At 70.5% G+C, this 21,567-nt stretch carries 21 protein-coding genes and 1 pseudogene; 19 read left to right on the top strand and 3 right to left on the bottom strand.

Translation table 11 applies throughout. The features are described from left to right. The first annotated feature begins 38 nt into the window (after positions 1-38). The 17 genes from ACY0PA_RS10320 (at position 39) to ACY0PA_RS10240 (ending at position 17,673) form a co-directional block, all read left to right on the top strand. Positions 39-1,298: an MFS transporter gene (locus tag ACY0PA_RS10320; protein WP_473084348.1), complete on the top strand. Its 1,260-nt coding sequence runs from the start codon at positions 39-41 to the stop codon at positions 1,296-1,298. Between the two features lie 9 nt (positions 1,299-1,307). Next, the gene (gene pafA / locus ACY0PA_RS10315) at positions 1,308-2,669 is read left to right on the top strand and encodes a Pup--protein ligase (protein WP_030606492.1); all 1,362 of its coding nucleotides are present in this window, start codon (positions 1,308-1,310) and stop codon (positions 2,667-2,669) included. Between the two features lie 142 nt (positions 2,670-2,811). Then, on the top strand, positions 2,812-3,828 hold the full coding sequence (locus tag ACY0PA_RS10310) for an FKBP-type peptidyl-prolyl cis-trans isomerase (protein ID WP_473084347.1): 1,017 nt from the start codon (positions 2,812-2,814) through the stop codon (positions 3,826-3,828). 59 nt (positions 3,829-3,887) lie between these two features. After that, entirely contained in the window at positions 3,888-4,262 is a 375-nt protein-coding gene (locus tag ACY0PA_RS10305; protein ID WP_116503132.1) for an FKBP-type peptidyl-prolyl cis-trans isomerase, read from the top strand. A gap of 236 nt (positions 4,263-4,498) precedes the next feature. Next, positions 4,499-5,452, top strand: coding sequence for a helix-turn-helix transcriptional regulator (locus tag ACY0PA_RS10300; RefSeq protein WP_326776608.1), 954 nt, complete (start codon positions 4,499-4,501; stop codon positions 5,450-5,452). A 15-nt stretch (positions 5,453-5,467) separates the two neighbouring features. Continuing rightward, positions 5,468-6,424, top strand: a complete 957-nt coding sequence (locus ACY0PA_RS10295; RefSeq protein WP_473084346.1) for a helix-turn-helix transcriptional regulator — start codon at positions 5,468-5,470, stop codon at positions 6,422-6,424. 137 nt (positions 6,425-6,561) lie between these two features. Beyond that, positions 6,562-6,807 (top strand): phage terminase large subunit family protein, encoded by a 246-nt coding sequence (locus ACY0PA_RS10290; RefSeq protein ID WP_227293753.1) that lies wholly within the window; start codon positions 6,562-6,564, stop codon positions 6,805-6,807. Between the two features lie 9 nt (positions 6,808-6,816). Continuing rightward, entirely contained in the window at positions 6,817-7,014 is a 198-nt protein-coding gene (locus ACY0PA_RS10285) for a hypothetical protein (protein ID WP_362905859.1), read from the top strand. Between the two features lie 261 nt (positions 7,015-7,275). Further along, the gene (tatA, locus tag ACY0PA_RS10280) at positions 7,276-7,563 is read left to right on the top strand and encodes a Sec-independent protein translocase subunit TatA (RefSeq protein ID WP_473084345.1); all 288 of its coding nucleotides are present in this window, start codon (positions 7,276-7,278) and stop codon (positions 7,561-7,563) included. A gap of 50 nt (positions 7,564-7,613) precedes the next feature. Next, entirely contained in the window at positions 7,614-8,546 is a 933-nt protein-coding gene (gene tatC, locus ACY0PA_RS10275) for a twin-arginine translocase subunit TatC (RefSeq protein WP_473084344.1), read from the top strand. Between the two features lie 30 nt (positions 8,547-8,576). Next, positions 8,577-9,467 carry a diacylglycerol kinase gene (locus tag ACY0PA_RS10270; protein WP_473084343.1) on the top strand — a complete coding sequence of 297 codons (891 nt, stop codon included), beginning with the start codon at positions 8,577-8,579 and terminating at the stop codon, positions 9,465-9,467. Positions 9,468-9,628: 161 nt separating this feature from the next. Beyond that, entirely contained in the window at positions 9,629-12,454 is a 2,826-nt protein-coding gene (locus tag ACY0PA_RS10265) for a DEAD/DEAH box helicase (RefSeq protein WP_473084342.1), read from the top strand. Positions 12,455-13,069: 615 nt separating this feature from the next. Then, entirely contained in the window at positions 13,070-14,692 is a 1,623-nt protein-coding gene (locus ACY0PA_RS10260; protein ID WP_473084341.1) for a sensor histidine kinase, read from the top strand. After that, complete coding sequence (locus ACY0PA_RS10255; protein ID WP_100597102.1) at positions 14,689-15,096, top strand: roadblock/LC7 domain-containing protein; 408 nt, start codon at positions 14,689-14,691, stop codon at positions 15,094-15,096. Before ACY0PA_RS10260 ends, ACY0PA_RS10255 begins: the two co-directional genes overlap by 4 nt. Then, positions 15,093-15,491 carry a DUF742 domain-containing protein gene (locus tag ACY0PA_RS10250; protein ID WP_473084340.1) on the top strand — a complete coding sequence of 133 codons (399 nt, stop codon included), beginning with the start codon at positions 15,093-15,095 and terminating at the stop codon, positions 15,489-15,491. The genes ACY0PA_RS10255 and ACY0PA_RS10250 overlap by 4 nt, the downstream gene beginning before the upstream one ends. After that, positions 15,472-16,104, top strand: a complete 633-nt coding sequence (locus ACY0PA_RS10245) for a GTP-binding protein (protein ID WP_473084339.1) — start codon at positions 15,472-15,474, stop codon at positions 16,102-16,104. Before ACY0PA_RS10250 ends, ACY0PA_RS10245 begins: the two co-directional genes overlap by 20 nt. Before the next feature lie 78 nt (positions 16,105-16,182). Then, a complete protein-coding gene (locus ACY0PA_RS10240) occupies positions 16,183-17,673 on the top strand; it encodes a cytochrome P450 (RefSeq protein ID WP_473084338.1) in 1,491 nt (496 codons plus the stop codon). Positions 17,674-17,691: 18 nt separating this feature from the next. Here the strand turns inward: ACY0PA_RS10240 and ACY0PA_RS10235 are convergent, their stop codons facing one another. Further along, positions 17,692-18,666: an RluA family pseudouridine synthase gene (locus ACY0PA_RS10235; RefSeq protein ID WP_473084337.1), complete on the bottom strand. Its 975-nt coding sequence runs from the start codon at positions 18,664-18,666 to the stop codon at positions 17,692-17,694. Between the two features lie 77 nt (positions 18,667-18,743). Here ACY0PA_RS10235 and ACY0PA_RS10230 point away from each other — a divergent pair, with 77 nt between their 5' ends. Further along, entirely contained in the window at positions 18,744-19,340 is a 597-nt protein-coding gene (locus ACY0PA_RS10230; protein ID WP_473084336.1) for a GNAT family N-acetyltransferase, read from the top strand. 51 nt (positions 19,341-19,391) lie between these two features. Next, positions 19,392-19,574, top strand: a pseudogene (locus ACY0PA_RS10225) (ATP-binding cassette domain-containing protein); the annotation flags it as partial. A gap of 116 nt (positions 19,575-19,690) precedes the next feature. Here the strand turns inward: ACY0PA_RS10225 and ACY0PA_RS10220 are convergent. Together ACY0PA_RS10220 and ACY0PA_RS10215 are read right to left on the bottom strand one after the other, a co-directional pair. Continuing rightward, positions 19,691-20,524: a siderophore-interacting protein gene (locus ACY0PA_RS10220; RefSeq protein WP_473084335.1), complete on the bottom strand. Its 834-nt coding sequence runs from the start codon at positions 20,522-20,524 to the stop codon at positions 19,691-19,693. 51 nt (positions 20,525-20,575) lie between these two features. After that, complete coding sequence (locus tag ACY0PA_RS10215; protein WP_473086282.1) at positions 20,576-21,490, bottom strand: 5'-3' exonuclease; 915 nt, start codon at positions 21,488-21,490, stop codon at positions 20,576-20,578. Positions 21,491-21,567: the final 77 nt, after the last annotated feature.

Raw genomic sequence — 21,567 nt, 5'->3', positions numbered from 1 at the left:
AAAACCTAAGGCGCCTCGGGGCGGCGAGAGGGTGGGCGATGGCCGCGGGATATGCGGAGATCCTCAAGGCGCGGCATGCGACGCGGCTGCTGGTGGGCACCCTGGTGGGGCGGCTGCCGAACGCGACCGCCGCCATCGCGATCGTGCTGTTCGTCCGCGCGGAGGGCGGCACGTACAGCCTGGCCGGGGCGCTCGCCGCGGTGTACGGCGTCGCCAACGCGGTGGGGCAGCCGCTGCTCGGCCGGCTCGTGGACCTGCGGGGACAGCCGAGAGTGCAGCTCCCGGCGGCGCTGGCGTCGGCGCTCGCCATGACCGTCTTCGCCTTCGCCGGGACCGGATCACCGGTGCTCGCGTACGTCGCGGTGGCCGCGGCCGGACTGTTCACGCCGCCGCTCGAGGGCGGGCTGCGCGCGCTGTGGCCCCATGTGCTGCCGCGGGAGGAGCAGGTCCACACCGCGTACGCGATGGACGCCGTGGCGCAGGAAGTCATGTTCACCGTCGGGCCGTTGCTCGTCACTGTGTGCGTGTCCTTGTGGTCGGCGCAGGCCGCGCTCATCGTCCTGAACGTCGTCGGTGTGCTCGGCGCGCTCTCGGTGGTGGTGTCGCAGCCGTCGCGCGCGTGGCGCTCGGCGCCACGCGCGGCGCACTGGCTGGGCGCCCTGCGCTCGCCGGGACTCCTTGCGCTCCTCGGTGCGTTCCTGTTCATCGGGACGGCGCTGGGCTCGATCACGGTGGCGGGTGTCTCGTACGCGGACGGGCACGGCGGTGACGTGACGTACGGCTGGCTGATGGCGGCGCTCGGGCTGGGCGCGCTGGCCGGTGGATCCGTGTACGGGGCGCGGCAGTGGGCCGGCGTCCCCGAGCGGCGGCTGCGGTGGCTGGTGGCCCTGCTGGCCCTCTTCTACGTGCCGCTGGTGCTGATGCCGGGCGTCGTGGCGATGACAGCGCTGACGGCGCTCGCGGGTGTGTTCCTCGCTCCGTCGATCGCGTGTGCGTTCATCATCGTGGACCGGCACGCGCCGCGGGGCACGGTGACGGAGGCGTTCTCGTGGCTCGTGACGACGTTCACGGTGGGTACGTCGGTCGGAACCGCCGTGGCCGGCCCGGTCGTCGAGTGGGGCGGCACGGTGTGGGGCTTCGCCGTTCCCGGAGCGGCCGGGGTGGCCGCGCTGCTCGTGCTCCTCGCCACCGGACGGGTCCTCGCAGCTCCCCGTGGCGCCGGGCGTGTCGCGGGCTCATCGGAAAATGATCGAAACGGTGCTGTCGAACCCGGTTTCAGTACAGGGCATCAGGCGTAATGTTCACTCATGGACCGCCGCATTTTCGGGCTGGAGAACGAGTACGGCGTCACATGTACGTTTAGGGGACAGCGCCGCCTGTCTCCTGACGAGGTGGCGCGGTACCTCTTCCGCCGTGTCGTGTCATGGGGCCGCAGCAGCAATGTCTTTCTGCGGAACGGCGCCCGCCTCTATCTCGATGTCGGGTCACATCCGGAATACGCAACTCCTGAATGTGACAACGTGACCGAGTTGGTCACGCATGACAAAGCGGGCGAGCGCATTCTGGAAGGCCTGCTCGTCGACGCCGAACGCCGCCTGCACGAGGAGGGAATCGCGGGCGACGTCTATCTCTTCAAGAACAACACCGACTCGGCGGGAAACTCCTACGGCTGCCACGAGAACTATCTGGTGGCCCGTCACGGGGAGTTCTCGCGACTCGCGGACATCCTCATTCCGTTCCTGGTCACACGGCAATTGCTGTGTGGCGCGGGCAAGGTGCTGCAGACTCCGCGCGGTGCCGTGTACTGCGTGAGCCAGCGTGCCGAGCACATCTGGGAGGGCGTGTCCTCCGCGACCACGCGTTCCCGCCCCATCATCAACACCCGCGACGAACCGCACGCGGACGCCGAGCGTTACCGGCGCCTGCACGTCATCGTCGGCGACTCGAACATGTCCGAGACGACGATGCTCCTCAAGGTGGGCGCGACCGACCTCGTGCTCCGCATGATCGAGGCGGGCACGGTCATGCGTGACCTCACACTGGAGAACCCGATCCGGGCCATCCGCGAGGTCAGCCACGACATCACCGGCCGGCGCAAGGTGCGTCTGGCCAGTGGCCGCGAGGCATCCGCCCTCGAGGTGCAGCGCGAGTACTACGAGAAGGCCGTGGACTTCTGCGAGCGCCGCGGGATCCGCACCGGCACCGTCGAGCAGGTCCTCGAACTGTGGGGCCGCGTTCTCGACTCGATCGAGGCCGAGGACCTCGACCGGATCGGCACCGAGATCGACTGGGTGATGAAGTACAAGCTCATCGAGCGGTACCGGGCCAAGCACAACATGACCATGTCGCATCCGCGGGTCGCTCAGATAGACCTCGCATACCACGACATCCACCGCCGCAGGGGTCTCTACTACCTTCTGGAGAGGAAGGGACAGGCGGCCCGCATCTGCAACGACCTCAAGATCTTCGAGGGCAAGTCGGTGCCGCCGCAGACCACGCGCGCGAGGCTGCGGGGCGACTTCATCCGCAGGGCCCAGGAACAGCGCCGTGACTTCACGGTCGACTGGGTGCACCTGAAGCTGAACGACCAGGCGCAGCGGACGGTGCTGTGCAAGGACCCCTTCCGGTCGGTGGACGACCGGGTGGAGAAGCTGATCGCCGGAATGTAGGACGACCGGCTCACCGTCGACCCGGGCCCCGTACATGATCCATGTGCGGGGCCTTTGGTGTGCGTGCGGTACCCCGGGTAAGGGACGTGAGGGCCTACAGTGGCTGGACCGTACTCACGTAACCCGCAACCTGAGGATCACTGTGCGACGCCGACTTGCTGCTCTGCTCATCGTCCCGGCTCTGGCGCTGACCGCGACGGCGTGCGGGGGTGATGACAACAAGAAGAGCGACACGGACAAGGCGGATTCGGCGTCCTCCTCGCCCAAGGCCGAGGCGGCCGCGCCCAAGCCCGTCGATTCGGCGTCGCCCATGCCGCAGATCAGCGGCGACTTCGGCAAGCAGGCCAAGATCACCGTGCCGAAGGCCGAGCCGAGCGGCAAGTTCGTCGTGCACACGCTGTCGCAGGGTGACGGCGCCGTGGTCAAGAAGGACGACCTGGTGTCGATGAACTTCACCGGCAAGGTCTGGAAGAGCGGCAAGGACCTCGGCAGCTCCTACCAGTCGGGCGGCAGCCCGCAGCTGATCACCGCGGGTTCGAAGTCCGTCATTCCGGCGTTCGCGGACGCCCTGGTCGGCCAGAAGGAGGGCAGCCGCGTCCTCGTCGTCGCGCCGCCCGCCGCCGGTTTCGGCAGCCAGGGCAACCAGCAGGCGGGCGTCACCGGCACCGACACGCTGGTCTTCGCGCTCGACGTCGGCAAGGTCACCCCGAAGATGGTGACGGGCACGCAGGCGTCCATCCCGTCGAACCTGCCGCAGATCAAGGCCGACAAGCCGGAGCCCGCGACGATCTCCGTGCCGAAGAACGACCCGCCGAAGAAGCTGGTCGACCAGGTCCTGATCCAGGGCAAGGGTGCCGAGGTCAAGAGCGGCAAGACGGTCACCATGCAGTACAGCGGTGCCGCCTGGAAGATCAACGAGGGCAAGCCGAAGGCGACGCTCTTCGACTCGTCGTGGAACACCGGCCAGCCCTTCACCACGGTGATCGGCCAGGGCCAGGTCATCCCGGGCTGGGACAAGGGTCTCGTCGGCAAGCACGTGGGCGACCGCGTCCTCCTGGTGATCCCCGCCGACCAGGCGTACGGGAAGCAGGCCAAGGGCGACACGCTCCCGGCCAACTCGACGCTCGTGTTCGTCGTCGACATCCTGGCCACGTCCTGACCCTGCGGGATGCAAGACTGTCCGGGTTGCCCAACCGTTTATCAGCAGGAGCAAGTGACGTGAGCATCGAGAAGCCCGAGATCGACTTCCCCGAGGGCCAGCCGCCGGCTGACCTGGAGATCAAGGAGATCTGGGAGGGTGACGGCGCCGTCGCCAAGCCCGGCGACTACGTCAAGGTCCACTACGTGGGCGTGGCCTTCTCCACCGGCGAGGAGTTCGACGCCTCCTGGAACCGCGGCAACCCGCTGGAGTTCCAGCTCGGCGCCGGCCAGGTCATCACCGGCTGGGACAAGGGCATCCAGGGCATGAAGGTCGGCGGCCGCCGCCGGCTGACCATCCCCGCCCACCTCGCCTACGGCGAGCGTGGCGCCGGTGGCGGCGTGATCGCCCCCGGCGAGACGCTGATCTTCGTCTGCGACCTGATCGGCGTCTGATCGTCAGCGACGCGGTCGCCGTCTGATCAGGCTGTGACCGCAAGCGGTCAATCCTGGGCCCATGCCTCCTGGCATGGGCCCAGCCCGTCTCCCACCGCCGCCCTCAACCGAATCCCTTTGGGATGCACCCCTTGTCCTCTTGTCCTCGGCTTTTGCCACGGCCTCCCGGAGCGGTACGGTCGACGTTCGGATGGGGGAGAGCCCAGGGGCTCTCGAAGAGAGGACGTAGGGCGTCGATGGCCATTGCGAAGGCCGAGCGGCTGATGAATCTGGCGCTGTGTCTGCTCGGGACGGGACGCCCGCTCAGCAAGCGTGAGCTGCGCGGTTCCATCGAGGCCTACCTGGAAGCGGGCTCCGACGACAGCTTCAACCGGATGTTCGAGCGGGACAAGGACGACCTGCGCGAGCTCGGCCTGGTCATCGCGACCGTGGAGAGCCTCGACGGCGAGATCGGCTACCTCGCCCGCCGCGACAGCAACCGGCTGCCGCCCGTCACCCTCGACGCCGAGGAAGCCGCAGCGCTCGGCCTCGCCGCGAAGGTCTGGCAGCAGGCCCGCCTCGCCGGCGCCGCCAGCGGAGCCCTGCAGAAGCTGCGGGCCGCGGGCCTGCCCGAGGACGTCGACCCTTACGAGGCGCACTCCGCCCTCGAACCCCGCATCCCGGCGCACGAGGCGTCGTTCGAGCCGCTGATGCTGGCCTGCCGCGACCGCCGGCCCGTCGTCTTCGACTACCGCAAGGCCACCGCCGCGCGCCCCGAGCAGCGGCATGTCGAGCCGTGGGCGCTCGAATGCTGGCGCGGCCACTGGTATCTCGCCGGCTGGGACCGCGACCGCGGTGCCGAACGCGTCTTCCGGCTCTCCCGCATCACCGGCAAGGTCCGCTCCCGGGCCGGCCGTTTCACCGCCGACGTGCCCGACGTCGTGACCGTCCGCGAGACCGTGGCGAGCTGGGCCGGCGAGACCGCCGACCGCACGGCCCTCATCAGGCTGCGCTCCGGCTCCGGCTATCCGCTGCGCGCCAAGGCCTCGGCCGTACGCGACCTCGGCGACGGCTGGGACGAACTGGAGATTCCTTACGGGCACGGGCTCGACGCCTGGCTGGTCGAGTTCGGGCCCGACGTGGTCGTCCTCGAACCCGCTGAGCTGCGGGCCGAGGTCGTCGACCGGCTGCGCGCCGTGGCCAAGGGCTGAGGGGAACGAGGACCAATGGCCACGAACGCCATCGACCAGACCCGGCGGATGCTGTCCCTCGTGACGTATCTGCGGGAGCGCCCCGGAGCGCGCGTCGAGGATGTCGCCCGCGCCTTCGGGATCACCGAGGACGAGCTCATCGGGGACCTCGACATCCTGCCGCTGTGCGGGACGAGTTTCCGCGGAGGCGACCTCCTCGACATCGACACGGACGGCGACCGCATCTGGTGGCACAACCCGGACGATGTCGCCGCGCCGCTGCGGCTCGCCGCCGACGAGGCGACGGCGCTGCTCGTCGCCGCGCGCGCCGTGTCCACGCTGCCCGGCCTCAGGGAGAGCGACCGGCTCGCGCTGCTTCGGGCCACGGCGAAGCTGGAGGCCGCGGCCGGCGAGGCGGCCGGGGCGAGCGCCCGGCTCTCCGTGACCTTCGAGTCCGAGGGCGGCGTCTTCGCCGACGTCGACCGGGCCATCTCGGAGCGGCGCCGGCTGTGGATCCGCTACTACTCCCCGGCCCGCGACGAGCTCACCGAGCGGGAGATCGACCCGATCCGCCTGGTGAGCGTCGGCCACACCTACGTCGAGGCCTGGTGCCGGCGCTCCGAGGCGCGGCGCACCTTCCGGCTCGACCGGGTCGCCGAGATCCGGATCCTGGACGAGCCGTCCGCGCCGCCGCAGATCGAACTGCGGGACCTGTCCGAGGGGCTCGTGCAGCCCGCGGCCGAGGACCCCGAAGTCGTGGTCGAGGTCGGTCCTGGCGGACGCTGGGTCGCGGAGTACTACCCGCACGACAGTGCCGAGGAGCTGGCGGACGGAGGCCTGCGGATCACGCTGCGCACGCCGGACCCGTCCTCGCTGAAGCGGCTGGCGCTCCGGCTCGGCCGCGATGGGCGCATCGTCTCGCCGGTCGGACTCGCCGAGAGTGCGCGGCAGGCCGCCGGGGAGGCGCTGGCCGCGTACGACGGGCAGGGGTAGGGCCGTTGGCCGCGGGCGGGTCTGTGACGACCCTCACGCGCGCGGCCGGGGTGAGAAGGGTGGGCGTGCCGTTGACCGCGGTGCGGCCCGGGGGTGCCAGAAGTTCGGGAAACTCTGAAAAGTCTGGGATGGTCGAAATGGGTGGATTGTCTGCGGTGGTGGGTCCGGTGCTGTTCAAGGCCGCCTGCCCCGACTGCCGTGAGCGCTTCGAACTCTCCGCAGGGGCCCTGCGCCTGGCGATCGGCGCCACCCGACGCACCACGTTCTACTCGTTCACCTGCCCCGAGTGCGGCGCCGCCGTACGCAAGCCGGCCGGGGAGCGCATCATCGAACTCCTCACCGGTGGAGGGGTGAGCACGCTCCGCCTCCACCAGACCGTCTAGGCTCGGCGCATGTTCTGGGCGATGCTGGCGATTGCTGTGGGGTTCGTGGGACTCGCCGTGCTCGGCGTACTCGCGGTCAAGGTCTTTGTCGAGGCCCAGCGCCTCGGGCGCCAAGTCGCCGACACCACACAGCAGATCAACCGCGCGGCGGAGGACCTGGAGCGAGCGGCGACCGCGACGGCCCGCACGAGCCGCGAACTCCTCTGATCGCACGACCCGCCGAATGTGACGCGGGAGACAGGCTGGTAAGCGCTTTACCTCTGTGCCCTGTCCGGTTGCCAGGACGGGCGGGTACGCTGCGAGGCGCGGCCCGAAGAGCGAGGCGCGGCCCGCAACTGGGAGTACGCAGAGGGATTGCCCCCTGTTCACCCCCACGGGATACGATCGCTGCCAGCACGGTGGTCGGACATCAGTCCGACCTGTACCGGCAGCCCCGCCCCTGCCGCCTCGGTGAGAAGGTAAACGCTTATGTTCGGAAAGATCGGCGCCCCTGAGATCATTCTGATCCTCGTCGTCATCGTCCTGCTGTTCGGCGCGAAGAAGCTTCCCGACATGGCGCGCTCGCTGGGCAAGTCGGCCCGCATCCTCAAGAGCGAGGCCAAGGCGATGAAGTCCGACGGTCAGCAGACCGCGCCCACGGACCCGCCGAAGCAGGACGAGCAGACTCCGGCTCAGCGCACCATCAAGGCCGCACCCGGCGACGTGACGAACGCCCGCCCGGTCACCGAGCCGACCGACCAGACTTCGCAGCGCTGATCCCGGGCCGCCCCGCGAAGGCGGCCTGTCGCACGAGATGAGGACGTGGGTTGCTCAAGTCTGCCCGCAAGACGGAGAAGGATCCCGAGGGGCGGATGCCGCTCGCGGAGCATCTGCGTGAGCTGCGTAATCGGCTGGCGAAGTCGTTGCTCGCCATCACCGTCGTCACGATCGTCGCCGCCTTCTACTACAACGACATCATCAACCTGATCACCCGACCGATCCTCGACTCGGTCGGCTGTCAGGGCAGGACGTTCACGGAACTGGCGTCGAGCAAGTCTGACCACTGCGCGCAGATCACCGTCAGCGGTCTGCTCACCGCCTTCACGCTGGCCCTGAAGGTGTCGTTGATGGCGGGCGTGGTGCTGGCCTCGCCGGTGTGGCTTTACCAGGTGTGGGGGTTCGTCGCGCCGGGACTGCACAAGAGCGAGAAGAAGTACGCCTATGCGTTCGTGGGCACGGGCGCCCCGCTCTTCCTGTGCGGTGCCTACTTCGCCTATGCGGTGTTGCCCACTACGGCGAAGGTCCTGATCGAGTTCACGCCGGACAACGCCGCCAACCTGCTACCCGTGGACGATCTGCTCAACCTCGTGCTGCGCATGGTGCTGGTCTTCGGCCTCTCCTTCGAGCTCCCCCTGCTCCTGGTCTTCCTCAACCTTATCGGGGCGATCACCGGCAAGCGGATGCTGGGCTGGTGGCGCGCGATGATCATGGGCATCACCGTGTTCGCGGCCGTCGCCACGCCGAGCACGGACCCGCTGACCATGCTGGCCCTGGCCGCGCCGATCTGGACGCTGTACTTCGGGGCGGTGGCCTTCTCCCTGCTCAACGACCGTCGCAAGGCCAGGAAGCGCGAGGACCTGGACGACGACGAGGCCTCCAACCTGGACCTCACCCCGGAGCCCGTCTCGGCCGGCAGCGCGCTGCCCGAGCAGGCGAGCTCGGACCATGACCGGGTCAACGGTTATGACGACGTGACCTGACAGGGCGGCACGATCTTGTATGGTCCGCCCGTGACCAGCGAGATCACCCTCTTCGTCAATCCCACCGCCGGACGCGGCCGGGGCGCCCAGGCGGCGCGGCCGGCCGCTTCCGCGTTGCGGGCGGCCGGTTTCTCCGTACGTACGGTCGTGGGGGAGGACGCCGATGATGCCCTCGCGCGCGCGCGTGCCGCGGTCCACGACGGCACCGGAGCGCTCATCGCCGTCGGCGGTGACGGCATGGCCAACCTCGGGCTCCAGGCCGTCGCGGGCACCCGCACCCCGCTCGGCGTCATCGCCGTCGGCACCGGCAACGACTTCGCCCGCTCCCTCGGACTGCCCGTACGGGACCCGGCGGCGGCAGGCGCCCTCGTCGCCGACGCCCTCAAGGGCGCGCGGGTACGCGAGCTCGACCTGGGGCGGGCCGCAGGACACTGGTTCGGCACCGTCCTGGCCTCGGGTTTCGACTCCCGCGTCAATGACCGGGGCAACCGGATGCGCTGGCCCGGCGGCCGCTTCAAGTACGACCTCGCGATCGTCGCCGAGCTCGCCGCGTTCAAGCCCATCCCGTACCGGATCACCCTGGACGACGGCCCCGCGCTGGAGGTCGAGGCCACGCTCGTCGCCGTGGGGAACGGGACGTCGTACGGGGGTGGCATGAAGATCTGTGCCGGCGCCGACATGACCGACGGGCTCTTCGACATCACGGTCGTCGGGGACTGCTCGCGGGCCACGCTGTTCAAGGTCTTCCCGCGCGTCTACAAGGGGACCCACCTCGACCACCCCGTGGTCACCGTCCACCGCGCGAAGAAGGTCGAGCTGGCTGCCGAGGGGATCACCGGATACGCCGACGGGGAGCCGCTCGGAAGCCTGCCCCTGACCGCCGAGTGCGTGCCGCGGGCCGTGCGGGTCATAGGGCCCTGACCCCCTGAGATCCTGGGGCCCGGACCCCTGAGACCTTGGGGCCCGGACCCCTGAGAGCATGGCGCCCCGACCCCGGAAATCATGGGCCCCCGGCCCAGGAAGGGGCCGATCACAATAAAGATCGTCCGTTGTCAGTGGTGGCCGGTAGTCTCGAAAGCACGATGACAGAGGACCTCTCACCGGCCGAGCGGTACGCGGCAGCACGTCAGCGCGCTGCCGAGCAGGCCACCGCGCTCGCCGCCTTCCGCGAGATGTACGACTTCGGTCTCGACCCCTTCCAGATCGAGGCGTGTCAGGCTCTCGAGACGGGCAAGGGCGTCCTGGTGGCCGCGCCCACCGGCTCCGGCAAGACGATCGTCGGCGAATTCGCCGTCCACCTGGCCCTCCAGCAGGGCAAGAAGTGCTTCTACACGACACCCATCAAGGCGCTGTCGAACCAGAAGTACGCCGACCTCGCCAGGCGGTACGGCGCCGACAAGGTCGGTCTGCTGACCGGCGACAACAGCGTGAACGCGGACGCTCCAGTGGTCGTCATGACCACCGAGGTCCTGAGGAACATGCTGTACGCGGGCTCGCAGACCCTCCTCGGCCTCGGCTACGTGGTCATGGACGAGGTGCACTACCTCTCCGACCGCTTCCGCGGCGCCGTCTGGGAAGAGGTGATCATCCACCTCCCGGAGTCCGTCACCCTGGTCTCCCTCTCGGCGACGGTGTCGAACGCGGAGGAGTTCGGCGACTGGCTCGACACCGTGCGCGGCGACACCGAAGTGATCGTCTCCGAGCACCGGCCCGTGCCCCTGTTCCAGCACGTGCTCGCCGGACGCCGGATGTACGACCTCTTCGAGGAGGGCGAGGGCCGCAAGAAGGCCGTCAACCCGGATCTGACGCGCATGGCCCGCATGGAAGCCAGCCGTTCGTACAACCCGCGCGACCGCCGCAAGGGCAAGATGGTGCGCGAGGCGGACCGCGAGCGCGAGCGCAGACAGCGCTCCCGGATCTGGACGCCCGGCCGCCCCGAGGTCATCGAGCGCCTCGACAGCGAGGGGCTGCTCCCCGCGATCACGTTCATCTTCAGCCGCGCCGCCTGCGAGGCCGCCGTACAGCAGTGCCTGTACGCGGGCCTGCGGCTCAACGACCAAGAGGCCCGCGCCCGCGTCCGCGAGATCGTAGAGGAGCGCACGGCCGCGATCCCCGACGAGGACCTGCACGTCCTCGGCTACTTCGAGTGGCTCGAAGGCCTGGAGCGCGGCATCGCCGCCCACCACGCGGGCATGCTGCCGACGTTCAAGGAGGTCGTCGAGGAGCTCTTCGTACGGGGCCTCGTGAAGGCCGTCTTCGCGACGGAGACCCTCGCCCTCGGCATCAACATGCCGGCCAGGTCCGTCATCCTGGAGAAGCTCGTCAAGTGGAACGGCGAGCAGCACGCCGACATCACGCCCGGCGAGTACACCCAGCTCACCGGCCGGGCCGGCCGGCGCGGCATCGACGTCGAGGGCCACGCGGTCGTCCTGTGGCAGCGCGGCTTCAGCCCCGAGCACCTGGCGGGACTCGCGGGCACGCGCACGTACCCGCTGCGCTCCAGCTTCAAGCCGTCGTACAACATGGCGGTGAATCTGGTCGAGCAGTTCGGCCGGCACCGCTCGCGCGAGCTGCTCGAGACGTCCTTCGCGCAGTTCCAGGCCGATAAGTCGGTCGTCGGGATCTCCCGCCAGGTCCAGCGCAACGAGGAGGGCCTGGACGGCTACAAGGCCTCCATGACCTGCCACTTGGGGGACTTCGAGGAGTACGCCCGGCTGCGCCGCGAGCTCAAGGACCGCGAGACGGATCTCGCCAAGCAGGGGGCGGCCCAGCGGCGCGCCGCGGCGGCCGCCGCCCTGGAGAAGCTCAAGCCGGGCGACGTCATCCACGTCCCCTCCGGCAAGTTCGCCGGCCTCGCGCTCGTACTCGACCCAGGCATCCCGGCCGGCCGGTCGAACGGACACCGTGGCTTCGAACAGTACGACGGCCCGCGCCCGCTGGTCCTGACCGCCGAACGCCAGGTCAAGCGGCTCGCGTCGATCGACTTCCCGGTGCCTGTCGAGGCGCTGGAGCGGATGCGGATCCCCAAGTCGTTCAACGCGCGCTCGCCCCAGTCGCGGCGGGACCTCGCGTCCGCGCTGCGCACCAAGGCCGGCCACATCGTGCCCGACCGGCACCGCAGGAACCGCGCGGCGGCGGCCGACGACCGGGAGATCACGCGGCTGCGCGCCGAGCTGCGCGTCCACCCCTGTCACGGCTGCGACGAGCGCGAGGACCACGCCCGCTGGGCCGAGCGCTACTACCGCCTGCGGCGCGACACGCAGCAGCTGGAGCGACGCATCGAGGGCCGGACGAACACCATCGCCCGCACCTTCGACCGCATCGTGGCCCTGCTGACCGAGATGGACTATCTGCGCGGCAACGAGGTCACGCAGAACGGCAAGCGCCTCGCGCGCCTCTACGGCGAACTCGATCTGCTCGCCAGCGAGTGCCTGCGCGACGGAGTCTGGGAAGGCCTCAGCCCGGCCGAACTGGCCGCGTGCGTCTCGGCGTTGGTGTTCGAGGCCCGGGCCGCCGACGACGCGCTCGCACCCAAGCTGCCGTCCGGCAAGGCCAAGGCGGCGCTCGGCGAGATGGTCCGCATCTGGGGTCGGCTCGACGCCCTGGAGGAAGAGTTCAAGATCAGCCAGACCGAGGGCGTAGGCCAGCGCGAACCCGATCTGGGCTTCGCCTGGGCCGCGCACCAGTGGGCGTCCGGCAAGGGGCTCGACGAGGTCCTGCGCGAGGCGGAGATGCCTGCCGGTGACTTCGTGCGCTGGTGCAAGCAGGTCATCGACGTGCTCGGCCAGATCTCGGCCGCGGCGCCGGCCGTCTCCGGCGCGGGGGGCGGGGACACGGTCGCCAAGAACGCCCGCAAGGCGGTGGACGCGTTGCGGCGCGGCGTGGTGGCGTACTCGTCCGTCGGGTAGGTTGCGGCCGCCTGCGACCGGTCGGCCTGTGTCCCCGCGCCCCTGACGGATGCGGGGGCACAGGCCGCCGTACTGCGCTTCGCCGAACTCAAGGACATTCACGGGCAGTTGCAGCCGCCATCGACCAGGTCCTGCGCTCGCCGAGGGTGAACTCTCCCCTCGTACCGATCTGCTCCTCGGCGTGACCGAAGGCGTCAATCTCGTGCACCGCCGCGATCCCGAACGCTCCGTACCGGTCCTCGCTGCGGCGACCGCGGACGCGGCCCCGCGCATCGCGGGCCTCTGACCTCACACACGTCACGCGCTGAGGGCCCAACAGCCCCGCCGTGACGGGGATTTCGCACGGGCGGACGTGATCACTCCATGTGTGCGAACCGCCGCTGAGCGTGTAAATGCAGCCGAGTGTATTCCTCCCGTCCGGCCATTTCAGGTGCTTGCGGAATATGACACAGCGGTGATTCCACGGGACTAAGCTCGCCCGCAGCGCACCGAGTTGGCACATATTCGTGTGTTTGTTCCCAATCTTGCGGATAGTTCTAGTTCATCCCCACGCGTACGTCAGCACATCACCCCGTAACGCATATTTCCCCCGATCCGACCGTTCAGAGGGCATACATGGTGAGTGTTCAATCGCCTCCCGGTGGCCGAGAAATCCCCTACACACGCGTGCTGTTGCTGCCCGCCGTGGCCATGGCCGCGGCGACCGGAGCCGCCGTCGCGGTGGTGGCGCAGCCCGCGCGGCTCGCCGTCGCCCTGTGCGGCGGCCTCGCCACGCTTCTACTGATCCTGGTGGCCGCCGAGGCGGTACGCCGCGGCCGCACGATCAAGTGGGAGCGCGCCCAGTCCGCCCGGCACGTCGAGCACCTGGAACGCAGCCTCGCCGCACGTGACGGCGAGGCCCAGTGGATGGCCACGTATCTGCTGCCCGAGTCCCTGTACCGGCTGCGCTCCGGCGACACGGCCTCCGAAGCGGTCAAGGTCGTGGTCGAGGCCGACCCCGCGCACTCCCAACTCCCCGACGCACAGCGCAGGTTGATGGCCGAGGTACTCAACGTCATCGACCGTGAGGAGAACATGCGCGACGCTGCGCAGCGCGCCTTCGTCTCCATCGCGCGCCGCGTCCAGTCCATCGTGCACAAGCAGAACGCCGAACTGCGCGAGATGGAGGAGGACCACGGCCGCAACCCCGAGGTCTTCGACGACCTCCTGCGCATCGACCACGGCACCGCGCTGATCGGCCGCCTCGCCGACTCCATCACCGTCCTCGGCGGCGCCCGGCCGGGCCGCCAGTGGCCCCGGCCCGTGCCGCTCTACAGCGTGCTGCGCGGCGCCATGTCGCGCATCCTCGAATACCCCCGCATCGAGCTGCACTCGATCGCCAAGATCGCCATCCGTGGCATCTCCGTCGAGCCGCTCATCCACGCGCTGGCCGAACTCATGGACAACGCGACGCGCTACTCGCCGCCGCAGACCAAGGTGCACGTCACCGCGGTCGAGGTGCAGACCGGCATCGCCATCGAGATCGAGGACGGCGGCGTCAGCCTCAGCGAGGAGGCCCGCGGCCGCGCCGAGGAGATGCTCGCCCGCGCCAAGGCCGGTATCGACCTCAACGACCTCGGCGAGAACCCCCGCCTCGGCATGGCCGTCGTCGGCCGGCTCTCGCAGATGTACGACATGCAGATCGCGTTGCGCCAGTCCGCGTACGGCGGTGTCCGCGCCGTTCTCATCGTGCCGCGGATCATGGTGACGAGCGACGCCGCGCCCGGTCTCGCCCACGGCATCGGCGCCTCCGGTGTGCCTCGCGTCAACAACGACGGCGAGCCCATCGTGGAGGAGCCCCGTAAGAAGAAGCTGCGCCGCCCCACCACGGGCCCCCGCCCCTCCGCGCCGCTCGTGGCCGCCATGGAGGACGACGTCCCCGTCGTCACCGAGTGGCGCGCCAACGGACTGCCGCAGCGCCGCAGGAAGGTCGACACGAAGGTCATCGACCAGCAGATCATCGTGACGCCCAGGGCGCCCGAGAACGGCAGCGGGGCGACGCCCCGCGCGGACCAGCCCCCGCAGTGGACGCCCATCCCGGTGCCGGCCTCCGAGGTCGAACCCGAGAAGCCGGACCAGCCCGAACCGGGCCTGTGGGTCGAGGCGTTCATGAACGGGCTCAAGGGTGAGGGGCAGGGCGACGCGTCGGGCGAGACCGGCGAGACCAATCAGCAGGTCGACGAGGGAGACCGCCAGTGATCCAGCAAAGGGCAAACTTCGACTGGATGCTCAAGGAGCTCGCCGACGGCGTGCCCCAGACCCGGCAGGTCGTGGTGCTCTCCGCGGACGGCCTGCGCATCGCCCGCTACGGCGGAGACCCCGACGCCGCCGACCGCATCGCCGCCGCCTGCGCCGGACTCCAGAGCCTCGCCACCGCCGTGGCCAGCGAGATCCCGGACAGCGACGGCCGGATGAGCATGGTCATCATCGAGGTCAGCGGAGGGTTCTTCTACCTGATGGCCGCGGGCAAGGGCGCGTACCTCGCGGTCCTCGCCGACGCCCACGTGGACGCCGGACTCATCAGCAACCGCATGCGCGACCTCGTCGTACGCATCGGCGCGCACCTCACCAGTCCGCCCCGGCGCAACGGGCAGACCGTATGACACATCCCCCGCAACCCTCCCGAGCGGAGCCGCCGCAGCGCGAGCGCCGCGGGCCGGACGGCAAGGGCGCCAACCCCGAACGCCTGTACACCATCACGGGCGGCAGCGAGGGGGCCGAGCGCGCGCCGCTCGACCTGGTCACCCTGATCATCGCGCGCGCCGACCCCCCGCCCGCGGCACCGCCCGAGCAGGCAGCCCTGTTACGGCTGTGCACGTCACCCCTGTCCACGGCCGAGATCTCGGCCTACCTCAGTCTGCCGTTCAGCGTGGTCACCGTGCTGCTCGGCGAACTCCTCGCGGCTGAACTGGTTCAGGCGCGCGCCCCCGTCATCCGCGGCGCCGTCGCCGACCGTTCCCTCCTCGAAGCGGTGATGCATGGACTTCAAAAGCTCTGACACGCTCCGGGACGGACCCGGCATTCCGGGGCCCCGGAGCGAGGACCACCTGCCTGACACGGTCTCGGCCGCCGTGAAGGTCGTCATCGTCGGCGGATTCGGCGTGGGCAAGACCACGATGGTGGGATCCGTCAGCGAGATCAGGCCGCTCACCACCGAAGAGACCATGACCCAGGCGGGCATCGGAGTCGACGACAACTACGGCTCCGAGACGAAGACCGCCACCACGGTCGCCATGGACTTCGGACGCATCAGCATCACGGACGAGCTGGTGCTCTACCTCTTCGGTACCCCGGGCCAGGAGCGCTTCTGGTTCCTGTGGAACGGCCTGTTCGAGGGCGCGCTCGGCGCCGTCGTGCTCATCGACACCCGTCGCCTCGAAGTCAGCTTCGACGTGATCGGGCGCCTGGAGGAGCGCGGCGTGCCGTTCGTCATCGCCAACAACGCCTTCCCCGACGGCCCGCGCTACCCCGCCGACGAACTGCGCCAGGCCCTCGACCTCGACCCGGACGTCCCGATCCTCGAGTGCGACGCCCGGCGCCGTGCCTCCAGCCGCGACGTCCTGATGACGCTGATGCGCTATCTGCACGAACTGGCACTCGCCCGCGTCTGACCCGGCCGGTGCCGGCCCCCTTCTGCTTCCACACAGCCTTTTCCACACAGCCTTATCCACACCACCGGAGCGATCACCGTGACGACTCCCTCCCACTCACACGCCGGCACGGACGAGGCCGCGCTCAGTCCGCCGCCCGGCTGCCCGGCCCACGCCCTGGGCCCCGGCGGCCTGCGCCGGCTCTACGGTCCCGAGGCGGACGACGACATCGCGGCCGTGTACGAGAAGCTGCGCGCCGAACACGGCCCCGTCGCCCCGGTCCTGATCCACGAAGACGTGCCGATGTGGGCGGTCCTCGGGCACAGCGAGAACCTGCACATGGTCCGCTCGACCTCGCAGTTCAACCGCGACGCGCGCCACTGGAACGCGGTCCTCGACGGCAGCGTCACGCCCACCAACCCCCTCGCGCCCGTCTTCAGCTGGCAGCCCATCTGCAGCTTCGCCGAGGGCGCCGACCACCAGCGGCTGCGCGGGGCGGTCACCGGGGCGATCGCCACCATCGAGTCCCGTGGCCTGCGGCGCTTCATCAACCGCGCCGCGAACGAGCTGGTCAACAAGATCTGCGAGATCGGCGAGGCCGACGTCGTCAGCCAGTTCGCCGAGCATCTGCCGATGATGGTGATGTGCCGGATCTTCGGCATGCCCGAGGAGTACAACGAGCGGATGGTGCAGGCCGCCCGCGACATGATCAAGGGCACCGAGACCGCCATCGCCAGCAACGAATACATCATGGGCGTCCTCACCAGGCTCACCGCCCGTCGCCGTGCCAACCCCGAGGCCGACTTCACCAGTCACCTCATCGCCCAGCCCGCCGCGCTCGGCGACGACGAGGTCGCCCAGCACCTGCGCCTCGTCCTGATCGCCGCGTACGAGGCCACGGCCAACCTCATCGCGAACGTGCTGCGCGTGGTCCTCACCGACCCCCGCTTCCGCGCCCAGCTCAACGGCGGCCAGATGACCGTGCCCGAGGCGGTCGAGCAGTCCCTGTGGGACGAGCCGCCGTTCAGCGCCATGGTCGGCTACTTCGCCAAGGAGGACACCGAGCTCGGCGGCCGGCACATCCGACGTGGCGACGGCCTGATCTTCGGCATCGCGCCGGGCAACGTCGACCCCGTCGTACGCCCCGACCTGTCCGCCAACATGCAGGGCAACCGCTCGCACCTCGCCTTCGGCGGCGGACCGCACGAGTGCCCCGGACAGGACATCGGCCGTGCCATCGCCGACATCGGCGTCGACGCGCTCCTGATGCGCCTGCCCGACGTCGAACTCTCGGTGCACGAGCACGAGTTGCGCTGGCGCTCCTCGATCCTCTCGCAGCACTTGGTGGAGCTGCCGGTGAAGTTCGAGCCGCGCCCGCCGCAGGACGTCGTCGCCAAGCCCGGCCACCGGCCGGTCCCGGAGCAGCGCGACGAATGGCAGGTGTCGACGCACGCCCCGCCGGCCCCGCAGCCCGCCCCCGTTGCGGCCGCCGCCCCGGCACCGGAGCAGCCGCCCGCCGCGTTCCCGGAGCCCGCCGCACCGCCGCAGGGCGCCTGGCGTCGCTTCCTGCGCTGGTGGCGCGGCTACTGACCGTGCCGTACTCAGGCGTTACGAGGGGTGCGCGGGCGCCGTCGGACTGCCACCCGCCCACTCCTCGTACGCCGACCAGGCCTCCAGTACCCGCCCGCTGTCGAAGCGGTGCTCCCGGCCCGTCACCGGGTCCCTGAACTCCAGGGTCCGCGAAAGGAGTTGGAGCGGGCGGCGGAAGTCGTCGGGCGCCACCGCGTCGGCGACCACGGGGTAGATCGGGTCGCCGAGGATCGGCAGGCCGAGCGCGTTCATATGGACCCGCAGCTGGTGGGTGCGGCCGGTGTGGGGGAGCAGCCGGTAGCGGCCGAGCCCGCCGCGCTCCTCGACGAGCTCGATCCGGCTCTCCGCGTTCGGCTCGCCGCCCGGCACCTCGCGCGCGGCGAGCACCCCGCGCTCCTTCTCGATCCGGCTGCGCACGGTCCTCGGCAGAGCGACTCCGGGGTCGTGGGCGGCCACCGCCTCGTACTCCTTGCGCACCAGCTTGTCACCGAACAGCGTCTGGTACGCGCCGCGTTCCTCGGGTCGGACGACGAACAGGACGAGGCCGGCGGTGAGCCGGTCGAGCCGGTGGGCCGGCCCGAGCGCGGGCAGGTCCAGCTCCCGCCGCAGGCGCGCCAGCGCGGTCTGCGTGACATGGCTGCCGCGCGGCGTCGTGGCCAGGAAGTGCGGCTTGTCGGCGACCACGATGTGCTCGTCCCGGTACACGATCCCGATCGGGAACGGCACGGGCACCTCGGGCGCGAGGTCGCGGTGGAACCACACCCAGGCGCCCGGGACATAGGCCGCGTCCGACGTCACCGCGGCCCCGTCCGCGCCCACGATCCGCCCTTCGCGCAGCATCGCGTCGATCACCCCGGGGCCGGCCGCGAGCCGTTCCACGAGATGGTCGCGCACCGTGCTCCAGGCGCCGCCGAGCGGCAGCATGACCCGGAAGGCGTCGATGCCGTCGCGCTGCGGCAGCGGGGAGGGCGGAATGCGCCGCTTACGTCTCATCGCCGCCCAGCCTACGGGCGGCCGCCGGTCCCCTTGAACCACGGACGGAGGCCGGACGCCAGGGGCAGGATGGGCGGATGCCGATGACGATTTCGCAGGTCCTGGCCGCCGGCACGCTCGCCCGCGGCCCCCAGCCCACCATCGAGGCCGAGGGCGGCCTCCTCCTGCGGCCCTGGCGGGCCGAGGACGTGCCGGCCGTGTACGCGGCGTTCCGTGACCCGACGATCCAGCACTGGCACGCGCGGGTCGCGGAGTCCGAGGACGAGGCGCGCGGCTGGATAGAGGAGTGGCGGGACGACTGGGACGGCGAGCAGAGGGTCGGCTGGGCGGTCGCCACGGCGGACACCGACGAGGTGGTGGGCCGCATGGGGCTGCGCTCCCTCTCGCTGTACGAGGGGGTGGCCGAGGTCGCGTACTGGGTCCTGCCCGCGGCCAGGGGTGCCGGTGTCGCGCCGCGAGCCCTCGCCGCGCTGTCCCGCTGGGCGCTGGACAAGGTCGGCTTCCACCGCCTCGAACTCCAGCACGCCGTCGGCAACATGGCGTCGTGCCGGGTCGCCCTCAAGTCGGGTTTCGCCCTGGAAGGCACGAAGCGCAGCGCGCTCCTGCACGCCGACGGCTGGCACGACTCCCACCTCCACGCGCGCGTGCAGGGCGACCGCCTTCCGGGGGCGTGACGCGGCCATATCGGCCCGCCGAAGTCCCATCTCTTCAGGAGAGCCGTCGTCATGAGCACCCGTGCGCCCGCAGTGCAGGCGCGTCGACTCGTCAAGACCTGTCCCGGCGATGTCACCGCCCTCAGCGGCATGGACATCACCGTGGAACCCGGCACCGTCTTCGGCCTGCTCGGCCCGAACGGCGCGAGCAAGTCCACCACCGTCAAGATCCTCACCACCCTCGCCCGCGCTGACCCGCGGCGGGGCGCTCCTCGTGCCGGCCGTCGCCGCGGTGTGGCTGTCGACCCGCACCTTCCGCTCGTACCAGCGATCGGTCTGAGCGCCACGCCGCAGCGGAGCGGGAGACGGCGCTACGCCGTCTCCTGCTCCGCCTCCACCTGCGCGTTCCACTCCCGCTTCGAGGCCTGCCAGCCGTCCTCGTTGTGACCGAGGCGCCAGTAGCCGGAGATCGAGAGGTCCTCGCGCGGGATCTCGCGCTCGGTGCGCAGATGGCGGCGCAGCTCCTTCACGAAGCCCGCCTCGCCGTGCACGAAGGCGTGCACCAGGCCGGCCGGGAACGCGAGCCCGCGTACGGCCTCCACCAGGGCCTCGCCCACCGGCCGGTCGCCGCGGTGCAGCCAGACGACCTGCGCGGCGGAGCCGATCTTCTGCTCCTCGGTGGCGTCGGAGACCTCCACGAAGGCGTGGGCCACGGCGTCCCTGGGCAGCGCCTCCAGGGCGGCGGCGATCGCGGGCAGGGCGCTCTCGTCACCGGCGAGCAGGTGCCAGTCGGCCGTTGAGTCCGGGGCGTAGGCCCCGCCGGGACCGGTCAGGTGCACGCTCGCGCCGGGCTGTACGTCGCGTGCCCAGGGGCCGGCGATGCCCTCGTCGCCGTGCACCACGAAGTCGAGCGTCAGCTCGCGCGCCACCGGGTCCCAGGCGCGCACGGTGTACGTACGCGTCACGGGCCACTGGTCGCGCGGCAGCTCCTCACGGATCCGGCCGAGGTCGAACGGCTCGGGGTAGGTGACCCCGCCGGGCGGGAACTGCAGCTTCACGTAGTGGTCGGTGCAGCCGCCGGCGGCGAAGGCGGCGAGGCCGTCCCCGCCGAGGACCACGCGCTGCATGTGCGGGGTGAGCCGCTCGGTGCGCAGGACCTCGCCCCGGTGTGCCGTCGGCTTCCTGCGTTCCGGACGTTCCGCCATGGCGGCCTCCCCTGAAGATCACTGGTTACTTAGGTTTACCTAAGTTAACACTCAGCGTTCCAGGGTGGTGAGCAGCCGCTGCAAAGATCCGCCCAAACCCCAGCGCTCCGCGAGCTTCTCCAGGGCCTCGGGATCGCGCGCCTCGCGCGGCAGTGCCGTGTCCACGTCCGGCAGGGGCACGTCCCCGGCGACCCGCACGACCGTCGGCGCCACCGCGATGTACGGCCGCGACTCGTCCAGGCGCTTGCGCTGCGACGGCGTCAGCTTCGACTTCGGGTCGTCGACGGCGGCCATGATCCCGGCCAGGTCCCCGAACTGGGCGAGCAGCTTCGCGGCCGTCTTCTCGCCGATGCCGGGCACGCCCGGCAGGCCGTCGCTCGGGTCGCCGCGCAGGAGGGCCAGGTCCACGTAACCGGAGCCGTCGACGCCGTACTTCTCGCGCAGTACCTCCTCGTCGGTGATCTGGAGGGTGCCGACGCCCTTGAGGGGGTAGAGGACGCGGCGCTCGCGTGCGTCGTCGACGAGCTGGTAGAGGTCGCGGTCGCCGGTGACGATGTCGACCGGACCGGTGGCCCGCCCGGTGAACGTGCCGATGACGTCGTCCGCCTCGTATCCCTCGACGCCGACGCGCGCGATGCCCACCGCGTCGAGCACGTCCTCGATGATCGGGACCTGGGGGGAGAGGGTGTCGGGGATCTCCTCTGTGTAGGAACCGTCGCGCGCGGTCTCCGTCTCCTGCGCGACGCGATGCGCCTTGTACGAGGGGATCAGGTCGACCCGCCACTGGGGGCGCCAGTCCGCGTCCATGCAGGCCACGAGGGAGTCGGGGTGGTGGTCGTGCACGAGCCGGGTGATGAATTCGAGCAGGCCGCGCACCGCGTTGACCGGCGTCCCGTCCGGGGCCTTCACGGAGTCGGGGACCCCGAAGTAGGCCCGGAAGTACAGGGACGCGGTGTCGAGCAGCATCAGGCGATCGGTTCGCTGGGTCACGTCTCACATCCTGCCGCACGGCACCGGCAGTCACGGCCGCTCGCGGCTGTGGC

It is taken from the genome of Streptomyces sp. DS1-CR2, assembly GCF_055760475.1.
This window is presented reverse-complemented; position numbering and strand designations above follow the sequence as displayed.

What these genes read in the sequence shown, in the direction of transcription:
- ACY0PA_RS10320 (WP_473084348.1), top strand. Translation starts at nt 39, where the DNA reads ATGGCCGCGGGATATGCGGAGATCCTCAAGGCGCGGCATGCGACGCGG.
- pafA (WP_030606492.1), top strand. Translation starts at nt 1,308, where the DNA reads ATGGACCGCCGCATTTTCGGGCTGGAGAACGAGTACGGCGTCACATGT.
- ACY0PA_RS10300 (WP_326776608.1), top strand. Translation starts at nt 4,499, where the DNA reads ATGGCCATTGCGAAGGCCGAGCGGCTGATGAATCTGGCGCTGTGTCTG.
- ACY0PA_RS10295 (WP_473084346.1), top strand. Translation starts at nt 5,468, where the DNA reads ATGGCCACGAACGCCATCGACCAGACCCGGCGGATGCTGTCCCTCGTG.
- ACY0PA_RS10290 (WP_227293753.1), top strand. Translation starts at nt 6,562, where the DNA reads ATGGGTGGATTGTCTGCGGTGGTGGGTCCGGTGCTGTTCAAGGCCGCC.
- ACY0PA_RS10285 (WP_362905859.1), top strand. Translation starts at nt 6,817, where the DNA reads ATGTTCTGGGCGATGCTGGCGATTGCTGTGGGGTTCGTGGGACTCGCC.
- tatA (WP_473084345.1), top strand. Translation starts at nt 7,276, where the DNA reads ATGTTCGGAAAGATCGGCGCCCCTGAGATCATTCTGATCCTCGTCGTC.
- ACY0PA_RS10265 (WP_473084342.1), top strand. Translation starts at nt 9,629, where the DNA reads ATGACAGAGGACCTCTCACCGGCCGAGCGGTACGCGGCAGCACGTCAG.
- ACY0PA_RS10260 (WP_473084341.1), top strand. Translation starts at nt 13,070, where the DNA reads ATGGTGAGTGTTCAATCGCCTCCCGGTGGCCGAGAAATCCCCTACACA.
- ACY0PA_RS10250 (WP_473084340.1), top strand. Translation starts at nt 15,093, where the DNA reads ATGACACATCCCCCGCAACCCTCCCGAGCGGAGCCGCCGCAGCGCGAG.
- ACY0PA_RS10245 (WP_473084339.1), top strand. Translation starts at nt 15,472, where the DNA reads ATGGACTTCAAAAGCTCTGACACGCTCCGGGACGGACCCGGCATTCCG.
- ACY0PA_RS10235 (WP_473084337.1), bottom strand. Translation starts at nt 18,666, where the DNA reads ATGAGACGTAAGCGGCGCATTCCGCCCTCCCCGCTGCCGCAGCGCGAC.
- ACY0PA_RS10230 (WP_473084336.1), top strand. Translation starts at nt 18,744, where the DNA reads ATGCCGATGACGATTTCGCAGGTCCTGGCCGCCGGCACGCTCGCCCGC.
- ACY0PA_RS10220 (WP_473084335.1), bottom strand. Translation starts at nt 20,524, where the DNA reads ATGGCGGAACGTCCGGAACGCAGGAAGCCGACGGCACACCGGGGCGAG.
- ACY0PA_RS10215 (WP_473086282.1), bottom strand. Translation starts at nt 21,490, where the DNA reads ATGCTGCTCGACACCGCGTCCCTGTACTTCCGGGCCTACTTCGGGGTC.